This is a genomic window from Paenibacillus sp. S28 (assembly GCF_016624415.1).
Taxonomy (GTDB): Bacteria; Bacillota; Bacilli; order Paenibacillales; family Paenibacillaceae; genus Paenibacillus_AQ; species Paenibacillus_AQ favisporus.
On the sequence record NZ_JACVTM010000023.1, the window covers coordinates 1 to 14,823 of the forward strand.

Sequence of the window (14,823 nt, forward strand, 5' to 3'; positions counted from 1 at the left end):
GGGTGCGGCGTCCCCCCCGCTGGGGCGGGCGCGCGGGGGCCCCGGCCCCGGGAGTCCACCGCCGCCGTCGCGGGGCGGTGGGGATTGAGCGCAGCCCAGGGCGATGCCGCCTGGGCCGCGCTGGGGTTTCTGGCGGAGCCACCCCGTGGGGGCTCCGCGACAGGCGGCCGCACCGGCTGGATGCGGCCGAGATGGGGTGCCGCGCAGAGAAGCGGCACCAGCATCGCGCCCTCCCGCTTCCTCCTGTGGGCCGTGACGGGCGCGGGCAAAACCGAAATGATCTTCCCGCTGCTGGACTCCGTGCTGGCGGTGGGTGGGCGCGTGCTTGTGGCCACGCCGCGCAGGGACGTGGTGCTCGAGCTCGCCCCACGCCTGGCCAAAGCATTCAGCGGTGTCCGGATCGTCACCCTGTACGGCGGCTGCGCCGAGCGCTGGGAAAGCGGCGCCTTGACGCTCGCGACCACCCACCAATTGATGCGTTTCTATCACGCCTTTGACCTGGTGGTAATCGATGAGCTCGACGCATTTCCCTATCATAACGACCCTATGCTGGCCTATGCGGCGCAGCATGCCTGCAAGGCTGACGGGAAATTTGTGTACCTGTCGGCGACACCACCGCGTCCGCTGCAGCGGGAGGTATCCCGGGGCACGCTGCCGCATGCCAAGGTACCCGTCCGGTATCACGGCCACCCGCTGCCTGTGCCGAAGCGGATCGCGATGCGCAGCGTGGAAACCTGCCTGCGGCAGCCGAAGCTGCTGGGACCGCTGGCTGGGGAGCTCCGCCGGTCGATTGACCGGGGAGCGCAGATCTTTTTATTTGTCTCCCGGATACGCCATATCGGACCGCTCGTCGAAATTTTACGCCGCCGGTTCAAAGATACTGCGGTGGAAGGGACATCCTCGGAAGACTCTGGGCGGGGTGAGAAAGTCATGGCCTTCCGGAAGAAGGAAATTCGCCTGCTCGTCACGACAACCATTCTGGAGAGGGGGGTGACCGTTCCCCGCAGCGACGTGTATATCCTGGATGCGGACAGCAGCCTGTTCGACGAGGCGTCGCTCGTCCAAATGGCCGGCCGGGCCGGACGGTCTTCCGAGGATCCGGCAGGAAGGGTCATTTTTGCTTCATCCCAGTGGACGTTGTCCCAAAAGCTGGCCGTAAACCAGATCAAGGCGATGAATTGGATTGCCGGCAAGCACGGATATTTAAAGGAGCAGCCTTCTAAGTCATAAGCCGATAGGAGGGATGATAAGTTGAAGTCCAGTAATTCATTGTTACAGATGATGCAGTATTTGCTGTCTCCACCCGGCGAAACGTGCCTGACCTGCGGCGGCGTTAGCCGTCTTGTGCGCGAATGGCCGGGCATTTGCCGATCCTGCGTAGTGGCGATCCCCTGGATTCATAATCCGCGCTGCCTCTGCTGCGGCCGCGCCATCGGCTGTCCGGACTGTTTGCGAGAAGAGATGAGCCACCGATCTTTTGTCTGTAACCGGAGCGCCGTCCAGTATAACGGGGTAATGAGAGAGTGGCTGGCCCAATATAAGTATCGCGGACATGAGAAATACGCGGATCTGATTGTCCATATGCTGAATCAAGCTTTTGTGCAGATGCAGGAGGAGCTGAGCAGCCTATTGCTCGGTCTTAACCCTAAACTGGCGCAAGGAAAGCTTCTGCCGTCTTCTGGGGATTCAACTTCATCTACTGGAATTTCAGCATCCTCGCCAGGTTTATTTTCAACGAGAAGTTCAGGCACTGTACCAGGCCACACATTTCGCACATTCCACCCCCAAAATCAGCGTATTCAATCGGATGCCTCTATTGGGTTCTTTTCAACGCTTAGCTCCATGGTTATTTCAAGGGTCGGCTCCGTTTTGCCAGAGCTTCCCTTTTTCCATAGATTAAGAGAATCATCGGGGCAGGCTTTATGGAAGCCGGACGTGATTACTTATGTACCCGTAAGCGACGTCCGGTTGAAGGAACGGGGATTTAATCAGGCGGAGGTGTTGGCGAGAGGGCTTGGAAGCAAGCATCGGATTCCCGTCATGCCGCTTTTGGTCCGCAGGGAGCACACCGCCAAGCAGAGCTATAAATCCCGTCAGGAGCGGATCGATTCGATGAAGAATGTGTTTGCTGTGCATGAGGAGGGGGTGACAGCAGCCTTATCGTTGTATATGCGTACATATGGGATGCCATCTAAAGCAAGTCATAGTAATAGCAAGATGACTCGTCATGAAAGCCATGGACATGCTATAACGGCTCAGGATGCCCCTCTGCCCATGCAAATTCTTTTAATAGACGACATTTATACGACGGGAAGCACGATCAATGCGTGTGCAGAGGTGCTGCAGGGTACTTTGCGCCAAGGAATGGGGCTTGCCTCTGAAGTGTATAGCCTGACGTGGGCCAGGTCGTAATAACGACAAAAATCATGTCAAGATTTACCGAAATTCGTAAATTAAGATGGACGAGGGGAGCCGGAATAAGGTAATCTAGAACCATATCATCATGGCTTGATTTGGTATTCGATAAGGGGAGAGTTATTATGAATCTCGCGAATTGCCCTCGCTGCGGCAGATTGTTTGCTGCCAATTTCAGAGACATTTGCCCGAACTGCATCAAGGAGATCGAACGCGAATACGAGATTTGCGTGGATTATCTGCGGGAGCAGAAGGGTGCCAATATACAGGAGCTTTCGGAAGCCACTGGTGTTTCCGTCAAGCAGATTACGAGTTTTGTCCGTGAGGGCCGGATCTCGATCGTGAATGCACCGAACTTGATGTATCCGTGCGAGGTTTGCGGTACACTGATTCGTGAGGGGCATATGTGCGACTCTTGCCGCACCCGTCTGACCCGGGAGCTCAGCCAGGCTGCACAAGCAGGCCAAGATCAGGCTTCCGGTCCTAGAAAACCGGGCGAAGGTGCCTACCGCGTCGTGGATAAATTCCACAAATAACCGACTGCCGCACTAAAAACGGCAGCAGCTATTAATAATGCTTCAGTGACGACCGATAAACTTAGTAAAGATTATCGGTTGTTTGCATTTTGCATGCGAACGGGCTGACGTGTCGGCTTGGGAGGCCGGGTGAGTACCCGGCGGAGCAGCCCGCATATTGTGAAAGAAGGTGGAAGATATGAAAATTAATGATACCGGCAGAATTGGTGGAGTTAACCCTTATCAACGGAATATGGAGACGCAGCGACAGGAAGCGCAAAAGCCTGCACGCAAGAAGGACCAGGTTTCCATTTCTTCGGAGGCGATTGAAATGCTTGAGGCCCAGAGCCGTGTCATTGACCCGGAGAGAGCGAAGAAGCTCGAGGATCTGAAGCAGAGAATATCCTCCGGCACCTATCAAGTCGATGCAGGCAAGTTGGCCGATAAGCTGATGCCTTATTTTAAAGATTTCCCAAGGAATTAGGTGACCCCATATGTCTGTTCATACTTTAATCGACCTGCTGGAGCAGTTGGATACGGTTCATCTCCATATGCTGGACTTGACCGCGGAGAAGAAGAAAGCCATCATTGCCAACGAAGTAGAGTCTCTCATCAAGATCATGAACCAGGAAGCCAAGCTGGTAAAGCAGATCGAAATTCTCGAACAGAAGCGCGCGGTCTCCGCCCAGCAGTATTTACGCGAACGCGGCATCAAATCGGAATTGAACCTGAATCTGACGGAACTGTCGCGGCTTGTTTTTGACGTGGAAGAGAAGAAGCGGCTGCTTGCCATTCAGGAGAAGCTGTCGGAGACCCTGCAGAAGCTGAAAAGGGCGAACGAGCTGAACCAGAAGCTGATCGAGCAGTCGCTTTCGTTTATAGATTTGTCCCTGGATATTCTGGTCGGCCGACCGAATCAGGATGTCACCTACCACCATCCGGCGGATCGGAGCGGGAACACGGCCCGGAGCGGCCTTTTCGATTCAAGGGCTTAGGTCCTTAGAAGTCTTTTTCTAATGAGCATTACGAGTGTCGGGGCTCCCCGCAGATTTTCACATGAACCAACGAAGAAGCAGAGACCCACAACGTGGGGCAATTGAGACATGGGTGAGCCCGGCTCTCCCCCGAACGTGAAGGAGGATTTTGTTGCATGACATCCACATTCCATTCCATCGAGACGGCCAAACGAAGTCTGTTTACGCAGACCGCTGCACTGGGTACGACCGGCCATAACATCGCCAACGCCAATACGGAAGGCTTCAGCCGGCAAACGGTGAAAATGCAGGCGTCCCGTCCGATCGAGGCATACGGCATGAACCGCTCCATTGCGCCTGGACAGCTGGGCACGGGGGTTGAATACCAGTCGGTTGAACGGATCCGCGAGAGCTTTCTCGATACGCAGTTCCGCAGCGAAAGCAACGCCAACGGCAGCTGGACGATCAAATCGGATACGCTGGACAAGCTGCAGGGTATTTTTAACGAGCCGTCGGATACGGGCATCAGCAAGGTGCTCGGCAACTTCTGGAATTCCTGGTCCAACTTGAGCAAAGATCCGGAAAGCGCCGCGGCGCGCAAAGTCGTCAAGGAAAATGCAACAGCCCTGACGGATGCAATGAACTACATGAGCGGCCAATTGGATAAAATGAGCCAGGATTTGACCGCCAACGTCGGCGTCAAAGCCAGTGAGGTTCAAAACTACCTGAACTCGATCGCGGACCTGAATCAGTCGATCACGCGGATTGAGGGACTCGGGGACAATGCCAATGACCTTAGAGACCAACGCGACCTCCTGACGGACAAGCTGTCCAAAATCATTAACATCACGGTCCAGGACACCGACCAAGGTTATAATATTTCGATGGGCGGACAAGCCCTCGTCGAAGGGTTTGCCGTGAGTGCGGATGTGGATGGTACGGGTCCGGATGACCGGGGTGCTTTTCTTGAAGCAGCCTACGCGTCAGGAAATTTGCAGGGCGGAGAGGTTTATGGCATCATTGCGTCCCGCGAAGGCTACGTGAAGGATTACCAGAAGCAGCTCAATGACTTGGCCAACACCTTGGCGAACGGCGATATCCAGATCACGATTCCTAAAGGCAGCGTACTGCCGGCCGGCGTCACCCTCCCGGGCATTACCGGGCGGGTGGTCGATCTGGATACGGTCGTAACCGTCAAAGGCCTGAACGGCCTGCACCAGCTGGGATATACGATGGATGGGACCACCACGGGCGGTCTGCCTTTCTTTGAATCTAGCGATGGTGGTCCGATTACGGCGGGAAATATCCGCCTGAACACGAAGATTGCGGAAGATCCCACCCTGATTGCTACCTCAATGCGAACCGAAGGCTCGGGAACGGACGAGAAGGTTGTCAAAGGAAGCAATACGCTGGCCCTGCTCATGGCTAATATGAAGCAGACCAACTTTACTTCGCCGGACGGCACCCGCTCTACGACGATCGACGGCTATTACAGCTCGATGGTGGGACAGCTGGGGGTACAAGCCCAGGAAGCGAGCCGGCAGACGCAAAACTCGGACATTCTGGTACAGCAGGTCGAGAGCCAGCGTCAATCGGTCAGCGGCGTTTCTCTGGACGAGGAGATGGCGAACCTGATCAAGTTCCAGCATGCGTATGGCGCGTCCGCGCGGTTCATGACCACGTTCGACCAGCTGCTGGACAAACTGATCAACTCAACAGGAACTGTAGGAAGATAACGGTAAAGGTGGGTTAATGAAATGCTTAGAGTGACTTCCAATATGATGAACTCCCAGCTGCTCCTGAACTTGAACCGCAACGCGCGCGAGATGAACAACACGCAGAACCAGCTGGCCACCGGCCGCAAGCTGAATCGTCCTTCGGACGATCCCGTGGGCATTACTTACTCGCTGCGCTACCGTTCGGAGCTGGCTTCCAATGACCAATACACATCCAACGTGGACAGCGCGCTGTCCTGGCTGGATTTTAATGATACAGTGCTCAGCGAAGCTGGAGATGTCGTGCAGCGTCTGCGCGAGCTGACAACCAAAGCGGCGAACGGCACGAATCCGCAGTCTGCCCTGGATAGTATCAAGCAGGAAGTGTCCCAGCTGAAAGAACAGCTGATTGATATTGCAAACAGCAAGCTGAACGGGAAGTATGTTTTTAACGGGGAAGCGTATGACAAGAAGCCGTACGATTTTCCGAAAAACGATGACGGTACCTCCAACACGACAGGTCTGAACGCGGACGGGTCACCAAATGGTATGGGGATTGCCGATATCGTTACGGATAAGGGTCTTATCAACTTCAGCGTTGGCGAAAGCGTGAAGCTCCCGATCAACATGACCGGTACAGAAGTGTTCGGGAACGGGAACGATGCGGACAACATTTTTAACATTATTGAAAATATTACGAAAAATCTGGATGACGGCAACTTTGCAGGACTGTCTTCCCAGCTCGAACTGATCGACAGCCGCACCGAGAAAATGCTCACGTCCCGCGCGGAGCTCGGCGCCAAAACGAACCGGATCGAGCTGATGCAGGACCGGTTGTCCGATCTTAACATCAACCTGACGGATCTTCAGGCTAAAACCGAAGACGCCGACTATGCGGAGCTGATCATGAACTCCAAAATCCAGGAGAACATTTATAACGCCTCGCTGTCTGCCGGCTCCAAAATCATTCAACCAACTCTGGTTGATTTTCTGAGATAGTATCGTTTGTAGGAGGAAGGTATGATACAGCCTATTCTGCAAATCCGCCAGACCCGGGCCCAGATTGGAATCGATGCTGACCTGGGTCAGTATTCCATTCGCCAGCCTAAGGCTGACGTGACTATGACCACCACTCCGTCGGAGCTGGAAATTCACCAGTACAAGCCGGAGCTTCATGTGGATCAGTCCAAAGCGTTTTCGGCCTTCACTGGCGGCAACATTATTGATATGAACAGCCGGATCTACTCCGGCTTTCAGGAGCTGTATCTACAAGGGATTGCCCGAAGGGTCGAGGAAGGTAACCGCGCTGCGGCCATTCATATCGCCAGCAACACGATCGCGAATATTTATGGCGAGGACTGGCAGTCGGTTCCTTTTCCGGAGACGCGCACGCCAGCTTCCATCGATAACGTCGATATCCAAATCGACACGCGTCCGCCGGATATCGAGTTCCGGAAGGCGCACACGGATATTCAGGTGCAGGTGAATCGGCCGGAGATCGAATATACCCGGGGCAAGCTGGACATTTATATGAAGCAGTACGCGTCGGTGCAGTATATCCCACCGGAAATTGATACCCAGCGCTGATGTTGGGCAGGTATGAGTTGATAGAGTAGACTATAGAGGGGGATTCTCGATCGCCTTCTATAGTTTTCTTTTTATTTTGAGATAAGTTGAGCATAAGAATACGATGCAAGCAAGGGAGTGAAATTATTTCGAAAAAGCGAAGCGGTCGCATTTGGCTTTCGGATTTCTACCTTAAATGGATTCAATACAATCAGGAAATCCGAAAACAAGAGTGATCGTAGAGGCATTTTACGTACTTGCCCCCAACTATCAATCGATGAACAAGGAGTGACCGCCATGATTATACAGACCGCATCCTGGGGAGAGCTCGACATCGCCGAGGAGCAAATTTATCGGTTTCCGAAAGGCATGCCGGGATTCGAGGAGGAAACGGAGTTCGCGCTGATTTCGCTGGAGGACGGCCCGTTTGATTATTTGCAGTCGACGAAGGAACCCGGCTTTGCTTTCTTGCTGGGAGATCCATTTGTTTATTTCCCTCAGTACGAGTTCGAGCTGCCGGAGGCGGACACGGAGGAGCTGGACATTCAATCCCAGGTCGTGATCCGCTGCATCATCTCGTTAAAAGAGCAAATCGATCAGTCCACCATGAACCTGCTTGCGCCTGTGGTACTGAACCCCGAGAAAAAACTGGGCAAGCAGGTGGTGCTGCACCATTCTCCGTATCAGACGCGGCATCCACTTTGGAGCGAAAACGGCTCCCAACCCTCAGCAAAGGCGGGTGAATAATCGTGCTGGTATTATCGCGTAAGAAAAATGAGTCCATCGTCATTCAGGATCAAATCGAGATCACGATATTGAGTGTGGAAGGGGATACGGTGAGAGTCGGCATTTCCGCTCCGCCGCATATTGATATTTTCCGCAAAGAGATCTACCTCTCGATCAAAGAGAGCAACCAGGAGTCGGCGGCACCCGCACCGGCTATGCTGGAAGCTCTCCTGGGAAAATTGCGTGATCCGAATAAAAAATAAAAAAATCACGAGAAAAGTCTAAAAAGAGATGTTCGCTGTGTCGATATATAGTTTAGACGCTGCTTTGGCGGGGCGGCCGACCTTAAAGAGGCAGCGTTACCACATGGACGTGGTACTAACTATATTTCAGGGAGGAAATACCCAATGATTATCAATCACAACATTGCGGCGTTGAACACTCACCGCCAGCTGTCCATTAACACAGCAAACACAAACAAAAATATCGAGAAACTGTCTTCCGGTCTTCGCATCAACCGTGCGGGCGATGACGCTGCCGGCCTGGCAATCTCCGAAAAAATGCGCGGCCAAATCCGCGGTTTGGACCAGGCTTCCCGTAACGCTCAAGACGGCATCTCCTTGATCCAAACAGCTGAGGGCGCACTGAACGAAACTCACAGCATCCTGCAACGTATGCGCGAAATCTCCAACCAATCTGCGAACGGAACGAACACAGATACAGACCGTAACGCTCTGCAAGACGAAATGAACCAATTGACTTCCGAAATCAACCGTATCGGTAACACAACTGAGTTCAACACTCAGAAGTTGCTGAATGGTGGTATTGGTTCTAACGATGGAACTAAGCTGACTAAAGCTACAAGTGCCGAGGTTACTGGTGCTGCTCTTGCTGACACAGGTGCACAGTCCCTTGGTGCCGGAGTTAAAATTACAGTTGATGGCCAAACCTTTAATATTGGCGCAATAAATTATGGATCAGATGATATCGACGGCGCTGGAACTGCAAGTGATGCCACACAAACTGCTAAAGACTTGGCTACAAAGTTAGGACAAGTAACATCTGGTGGTACCAAACTGTCTGATTTGGTTGACATTAAAGTAGACGCAACTAACAAACTTGTTATTACAGCAAAGTCCACTGGTACTACAAGCAATATTCAGGTTTCTGGTGATGCAACAGAAGGAGCTAAGTTAGGATTTACTATTGACGATACTGCAGCAACACCAGTAGTTGTTGAGGGAAAAGGTAATCCTGCTACAGTTGAACGTGCTGGGCTTCAAGCTACAAACGCAATTACTGCACAAACAACAATTAATGCAAATGATACCCTGAAATTCACTGTGGGTTCTGACAGTGCAGTTGAAGTGAAGTTGAATGACGGTACAACTCCTAAAGTTTATGATACAGCGAATGCTGATAAAAACGTTGCTCAGGCCGCTATGAATGATCTGGTAAAAGACCTGAATGCAGCACTGCAAAAAGCAGGGCTTGACGGTAAAGTCACAGCTTCTCTCTCCAAAGATAACGAAATTCAATTTATTTCTGAAACTGGTAAAGACATTTCTGTAGCAAACGGTAATGGTGCTGCACTGACACAGCTTGGTTTTGCTGGAACAGAAGCTATCGATAACGTTGACCAAGTCGTTGGACCTGGTGCTCAAGGATCCGGTTTCAACACGAAATTCCAAATCGGTGCGAACACAGGTCAATCGATGTCTCTGACAATTGACGACATGCGTTCCGCAGCTCTTGGAATCACGGGTAACGCTGGTCAAGCTGGCTTCACGAAAGAAAACTCCGTTACTAACGGAACGAACGACGTGAAAACTGAAGCTGCTTTGAACATCTCTACTGCTGAAGATGCTTCTAAAGCTATCGCAGTTCTTGACAAAGCTACTCAAACCGTTTCCAGCGCTCGTTCCAAACTGGGTGCCGTTCAAAACCGTCTGGAGCACACGATCAACAACCTGGGAACAGCTTCCGAGAACCTGACAGCAGCTGAATCCCGTATCCGTGACGTTGATATGGCGAAAGAAATGATGGAACAAACGAAGAACAACATCCTAGCTCAAGCTGCACAAGCGATGTTGGCTCAAGCGAACCAACAGCCACAAGGCGTTCTGCAATTGCTTCGTTAATCTTAAAATGTTCATTAAGAGTTCTGGGATTTTCCCAGGGCTCTTTTTTATTTTCTACATTTATTCAACATCAACTAAACCTCCAAGCGATACAAGCCGATAAATAGTATATATATCCTTTAGTCGGAGGTAGCCAGGATGAATGTGCAATTTTCCTTGACTGCGAGTACCTCATCTCAGAACAAAACAGATTCGGCGGCATCTATGAGTGGTGCAGCATCCATGATCCGAAATGGTGAGGATTTGGCATTGAAAGAAAAACAGGGCGTTTCGGTTTCGATTGGGGAAGAGCAGCTGATCCGCAATATTGACCGGGCCGTAAAAACCCTTCAAGGACCGGAGACAACCTTAGATATCAGTATTCACGATAAAACCCATGAAATCATGGTCAAAGTGCTCAATAAAGAAACAGGAGAAGTAATCAGAGAAGTTCCGCCGGAGAAAACCTTGGACTTGGTGGCCAAGATGATGGAATTGGCGGGCATTATGATTGACGCTAAAGTGTAAGGAGGAATTCCGAAAGTGACACTTCGTATAAACGGTTTTTCAGGTATGGATATCGACAGTATGGTCAAGCAATTGATGACTGCTAAACGTGCCCCACTGGATAAATTAAACCAACAGAAAACATACCTCTCTTGGCAGCGTGATAGCTACAGAGAAATGAACAGCAAGGTATTTGCTTTTAAAGCTAAACTATCTGCAACAGATCTCTTTGGTAAAACCAGTAACATGACGGCTCAAACCGCAGTGGTTGATGGGAATAAGGATGCCATTAAGGCCGAAGCTTCAGCTAATGCGTCTTCCGTTCCTATGAGTGTTACTGTGACGAAGTTGGCTACCAAAGCAACGGTCGAGTCCACGGGTGAAATAAATATTAAAGATTCTTCCGGACCGACGCCAACTAAAGCCAGTTTGAATACCACAATTGGAAATTTAAATGGTTATGTTGCAGCCACAGATCCGGCACCAACAGATGATAAACCGGAAACATTCCAAATTAAGGTCAATGACGTAGAGTTTAACTTTTCAACAAAAGACACGATTTCCAATGTACTTAGCAAAATCAATAATTCCAGTGCCAACGTTGTGGCAGCATTTGACGAAGTCAGTGGTAAGTTTTCGATTACTGCAAAAGATTACGGAACTGATAAGAAAGTTAGCATTAGCGAAGGTGACTACGGTAATACCGGTACCAAAACTTCTAGCTTATTAGGATTATTGAATCTTAAAGGTGCCACCGTTCAGGGCGGCAAGGATGGAGAAGTTGAAATCAACACTTTGGATTCTAGCGGGAAAGTCGTAGGAACCAATAAGTTTACAACTAAAGATAATACGTTAACAGTTAACGGGATTAGTTTGACATTTTTAAAAGAGACAGGGTCTAATCCGGCTACTATAACAACTACGATTGATACGTCCAAAGCCGTTGAAACCATCAAATCCTTCATCGACACCTACAACGATCTGCTCAACACCATGAACACCAAGGTGGACGAGGAGAAATATCGTGACTTTCCGCCACTGACCGACGAGCAAAGAGCGGCCATGAAAGAAACCGAGATCACAGCCTGGGAAGCCAAGGCGAAAAGTGGTCTTCTGAAAAATGACGACATCCTTAAAGACACCATTACCGCTATGCGTTCTGTCATCAACAACAGTATTGGTCAACTCAGCTCTATGGGTATCACAACGGGCCAATACTACGAGGGCGGCAAGCTATATCTGGACGAGGACAAGCTGAAACAGGCTTTGCAAAGCAATCCTCAACAGTTGTCCAACGTCTTCCAAGGCTCAGACGGGATCGTAAGCAAGTTGTCCACCACCATGACAAACACGCTCCAAAAGTTCTCCGATCGTGCCGGTACGAACCGCTTCAGCGGGGACCTCAGTGCGGCTTTCAAAGACGAGAGCGTCATGGGGAAACAAATGAAGGAATATACGTCGCGAATCAGCGATTTAATGAAGCGGCTTGATGATCAGGAGACCCGATACTACCAGCAATTTAGCGCGATGGAAACGGCCATGAACCAACTGCAGTCCCAGTCGTCCAGTCTGTTCGGAACTACCCAATAATTTTTTTAGTAAAGGGTGAAGACACTTGATAACATCTCCATATGAAAAATACCGTCAGTCATCCGTTCAAACCTCTACGCCAGGGCAGCTGCTTCTGATGCTGTACGACGGAGCGATCCGCTTCGTCCGTGCTGGAATCGACAGCTTGCAGAAGAAAGATTTGCAGAAGGCCAATTTGAATTTAGGCAAAAGCCAAAGTATCGTCAACGAGCTGCTTTCTACGCTGGACCGAAGTTTTGCGGTTTCGGAAGGACTCGCTTCTTTATATGAATATATTAATCATCTGCTGATCGAGTCCAACGTGAAAAAGACAGTGGCACCTGCTGAAGAGGCGCTGGGGTATTTGATGGATCTGCGGGAGACCTTTGCCGAAGCTGCTAAAATGACAGCTGGCAGCTTGAGCCAAGAGACAGCCAATGGATAACTTGATCTCTTCGCTCCAAGCATTAACCGAAAACGTCGTAGCACGCCTGCAGTATACGGCTTATGAGGAGCTGCAGGACTTTGTTCAGGAACGTCAGCAGCTGATTGATGAACTGAACCGGCTCAAGCAGCATACCCCATTTTCACCGAGCCAAGTTGAGCAATTACAAAGCATCTTACAGGCGGATCCGCTCATCCTTAACCGCATGGACCAGCTAAAAATGGAAGCCTCCGACTGGCTTCAGCACAGAGGACAAGCCAAGATGCAGCGGAGCGCTTACGAAGCAGCATACACACCGGATAGCTTTTTGATGGACCAAAGGAAGTAACACATAGCCTGACAAAAAAGCCGGATATAGCAAGACACTGAAAAGACTAGAAAAGGAGTTCTAGTCTTTTTTGTTTTCATTTGTCTAGCAGAAAGTATAGAAGTCATTTATACCAAAGAGAATTTTTGATTAAAAGTCTTATAGATCAAGATTAAAATGGTAGGGGGTAAATTTAAATTGGCCGAAGGTTTGGGATTTGATGTTATTGGGAATAAGCTCCCGCTTAGTAATGCAACAAGAGTCCGGAGAACCACAACAACCACAAGACACTGGGGCCGACCGAAGAGCAACAAGGGCCGCAAGACACACAAGAACTGGGAACAAATAATTAATTATTTTCCCGTTTCACTCGTATTAAATCCGGTTAATACAGCATATAAATGATTACGTAACGACGTTCTGAATACCCATCCACTTGGAATTTTATACAATTAAACCCCTTTCCATTCCAATTGACAATGGACAAGTTTGGGTGGTATATTCAGGAATGTGGGCGTAAGTCACACTTTATTTGACGACGAAGGGAATGTTAGTGCATGCAAGGTAAAGTTAAATGGTTCAACGCAGAAAAAGGTTATGGCTTCATCGAGACTGCTGAAGGTGGCGACGTATTCGTACACTTCTCCGCAATCCAATCTGATGGCTTCAAGACTTTGGAAGAAGGTCAAGACGTTGAATTCGACATCGTCGAAGGCGCTCGTGGACCGCAAGCAGCTAACGTAACGAAATTATAATCATCCGGCAAGGCCGACCTACATATACGGTTCGATGGTTAAGTAATTGAAGAACGGTAGCGATAAGACCCTGGATCTCCAGGGTCTTTCTTTGTGTTCCGGCGGATTTTACCACGATCGAACCTGTTTCATTTCCTCCTGGGCGGTTAAGGAATTTTACCCTGCTTTAGGCGGACAGCGGGGGTGAGTAAAGGGCTTTCATTTGGCGGACAGCCGCCCGAAAACGCCTTTTTACTTAGCGTTAACAATTGTGATATAATGGAACTGCAAAGGAGGAGTGCCCTATGAATTTAGCTATTCGAGGTCAACAAATCGAGGTTACTGACGCTTTGAAGGACTATGTCGACAAGAAGCTCAGCAGGCTTGAGAAGTATTTCGATGCACCCCCCGCCTCAGAAGGAAATGTGACACTTGGAGTTACTCGAGGTTTGCACAGTGTGGAGGTAACGATTCCGCTCCCTGGAGTGATGCTCCGGGCCGAAGACCGCAGCGATGACATGTATGCATCCATTGATGCCGTCGTGGACAAGCTGGAACGCCAAATCCGCAAGCACAAGACCAAGCTCAACCGCAAGTTCCGCCAGGAAGGAAGCCTGAAGATGCTGTTCACGGAAGAAGCCGCGACCGGTACCGGCCTGCTGCCGACGATGACGGAGGAAGAGCACGACGATCTGGAAGTGGTCCGCACGAAGCGCTTCACCCTGAAGCCGATGGACGTGGAAGAAGCCATTTTGCAGATGAACATGGTCGGACATAATTTCTTTGTTTTTTCGAACATTGATACCCAGGAAGTGAATGTCGTTTACAAACGGAATGATGGAAAATACGGTTTGATCGAGCAAAATGAAGGTCGCGCGTATTAACAAATTGATGGTCCGTTGTAACAATTTTCATGATTATGTAAATATTGATTGAGTTTCGAGCAAAAAAAGAGCCCTTGTCCTGCAACGGATGGGGCTCTTCGTGCGTATATAAATAGAGGCCGTTTGTAAGGGCTGTAAGTTGTTGCGGCATCTCTTACAAACTGTTACAATTTATGCAAACCCGTTTTTATTCTAATTACCGGTTTGAACACGATTGGAATGAACTTCAAGCAGTGCATTTTGTCTGTATGAAGCCGATTCTGCCCGGATCAATTTCAACAAGCAGCAGATCTTCAATACTCCTGTATGAATCGATTCTTTCTGAATCCATATCGTTCAGCCGATT

Annotated in this window: 17 protein-coding genes; all 17 read left to right on the forward strand. The window is 50.2% G+C overall.

Translation table 11 applies throughout. From position 1 onward, the window contains the following. On the forward strand, nucleotides 1-1,230 hold a 1,230-nt coding region (locus IAE55_RS30730), incomplete at its 5' end, for a helicase-related protein (RefSeq protein WP_200634745.1). Nucleotides 1,231-1,251: 21 nt separating this feature from the next. Next, a complete protein-coding gene (locus IAE55_RS30735) occupies nucleotides 1,252-2,412 on the forward strand; it encodes a ComF family protein (RefSeq protein ID WP_200634746.1) in 1,161 nt (386 codons plus the stop codon). A 128-nt stretch (nucleotides 2,413-2,540) separates the two neighbouring features. Further along, entirely contained in the window at nucleotides 2,541-2,951 is a 411-nt protein-coding gene (locus tag IAE55_RS30740; RefSeq protein WP_105444841.1) for a TIGR03826 family flagellar region protein, read from the forward strand. Between the two features lie 178 nt (nucleotides 2,952-3,129). Continuing rightward, nucleotides 3,130-3,414: a flagellar biosynthesis anti-sigma factor FlgM gene (flgM, locus tag IAE55_RS30745; protein ID WP_163882672.1), complete on the forward strand. Its 285-nt coding sequence runs from the start codon at nucleotides 3,130-3,132 to the stop codon at nucleotides 3,412-3,414. 10 nt (nucleotides 3,415-3,424) lie between these two features. Beyond that, nucleotides 3,425-3,925 carry a flagellar protein FlgN gene (locus tag IAE55_RS30750; protein WP_152399982.1) on the forward strand — a complete coding sequence of 167 codons (501 nt, stop codon included), beginning with the start codon at nucleotides 3,425-3,427 and terminating at the stop codon, nucleotides 3,923-3,925. Between the two features lie 155 nt (nucleotides 3,926-4,080). Next, on the forward strand, nucleotides 4,081-5,640 hold the full coding sequence (gene flgK / locus IAE55_RS30755) for a flagellar hook-associated protein FlgK (protein ID WP_200634747.1): 1,560 nt from the start codon (nucleotides 4,081-4,083) through the stop codon (nucleotides 5,638-5,640). A 21-nt stretch (nucleotides 5,641-5,661) separates the two neighbouring features. Then, entirely contained in the window at nucleotides 5,662-6,618 is a 957-nt protein-coding gene (gene flgL / locus IAE55_RS30760) for a flagellar hook-associated protein FlgL (RefSeq protein WP_200634748.1), read from the forward strand. 21 nt (nucleotides 6,619-6,639) lie between these two features. Next, nucleotides 6,640-7,206, forward strand: a complete 567-nt coding sequence (locus IAE55_RS30765) for a DUF6470 family protein (protein ID WP_200634749.1) — start codon at nucleotides 6,640-6,642, stop codon at nucleotides 7,204-7,206. A gap of 276 nt (nucleotides 7,207-7,482) precedes the next feature. Beyond that, complete coding sequence (gene fliW, locus IAE55_RS30770; protein ID WP_200634750.1) at nucleotides 7,483-7,932, forward strand: flagellar assembly protein FliW; 450 nt, start codon at nucleotides 7,483-7,485, stop codon at nucleotides 7,930-7,932. 2 nt (nucleotides 7,933-7,934) lie between these two features. Beyond that, complete coding sequence (gene csrA / locus IAE55_RS30775) at nucleotides 7,935-8,174, forward strand: carbon storage regulator CsrA (RefSeq protein ID WP_076174582.1); 240 nt, start codon at nucleotides 7,935-7,937, stop codon at nucleotides 8,172-8,174. 144 nt (nucleotides 8,175-8,318) lie between these two features. Further along, a complete protein-coding gene (locus IAE55_RS30780) occupies nucleotides 8,319-10,052 on the forward strand; it encodes a flagellin N-terminal helical domain-containing protein (RefSeq protein WP_200634751.1) in 1,734 nt (577 codons plus the stop codon). 138 nt (nucleotides 10,053-10,190) lie between these two features. After that, nucleotides 10,191-10,559 (forward strand): flagellar protein FlaG, encoded by a 369-nt coding sequence (locus IAE55_RS30785; RefSeq protein ID WP_200634752.1) that lies wholly within the window; start codon nucleotides 10,191-10,193, stop codon nucleotides 10,557-10,559. A 15-nt stretch (nucleotides 10,560-10,574) separates the two neighbouring features. Then, nucleotides 10,575-12,128, forward strand: coding sequence for a flagellar filament capping protein FliD (gene fliD, locus IAE55_RS30790; protein ID WP_325168707.1), 1,554 nt, complete (start codon nucleotides 10,575-10,577; stop codon nucleotides 12,126-12,128). A 25-nt stretch (nucleotides 12,129-12,153) separates the two neighbouring features. Beyond that, complete coding sequence (fliS, locus tag IAE55_RS30795; RefSeq protein ID WP_200634753.1) at nucleotides 12,154-12,552, forward strand: flagellar export chaperone FliS; 399 nt, start codon at nucleotides 12,154-12,156, stop codon at nucleotides 12,550-12,552. Further along, on the forward strand, nucleotides 12,545-12,880 hold the full coding sequence (locus IAE55_RS30800) for a hypothetical protein (RefSeq protein WP_200634754.1): 336 nt from the start codon (nucleotides 12,545-12,547) through the stop codon (nucleotides 12,878-12,880). Before fliS ends, IAE55_RS30800 begins: the two co-directional genes overlap by 8 nt. A 536-nt stretch (nucleotides 12,881-13,416) precedes the next feature. Next, on the forward strand, nucleotides 13,417-13,614 hold the full coding sequence (locus IAE55_RS30805; RefSeq protein ID WP_105444831.1) for a cold shock domain-containing protein: 198 nt from the start codon (nucleotides 13,417-13,419) through the stop codon (nucleotides 13,612-13,614). Nucleotides 13,615-13,898: 284 nt separating this feature from the next. After that, nucleotides 13,899-14,477: a ribosome hibernation-promoting factor, HPF/YfiA family gene (gene hpf / locus IAE55_RS30810; RefSeq protein ID WP_145028133.1), complete on the forward strand. Its 579-nt coding sequence runs from the start codon at nucleotides 13,899-13,901 to the stop codon at nucleotides 14,475-14,477. The last annotated feature ends 346 nt before the right edge of the window (nucleotides 14,478-14,823 follow it).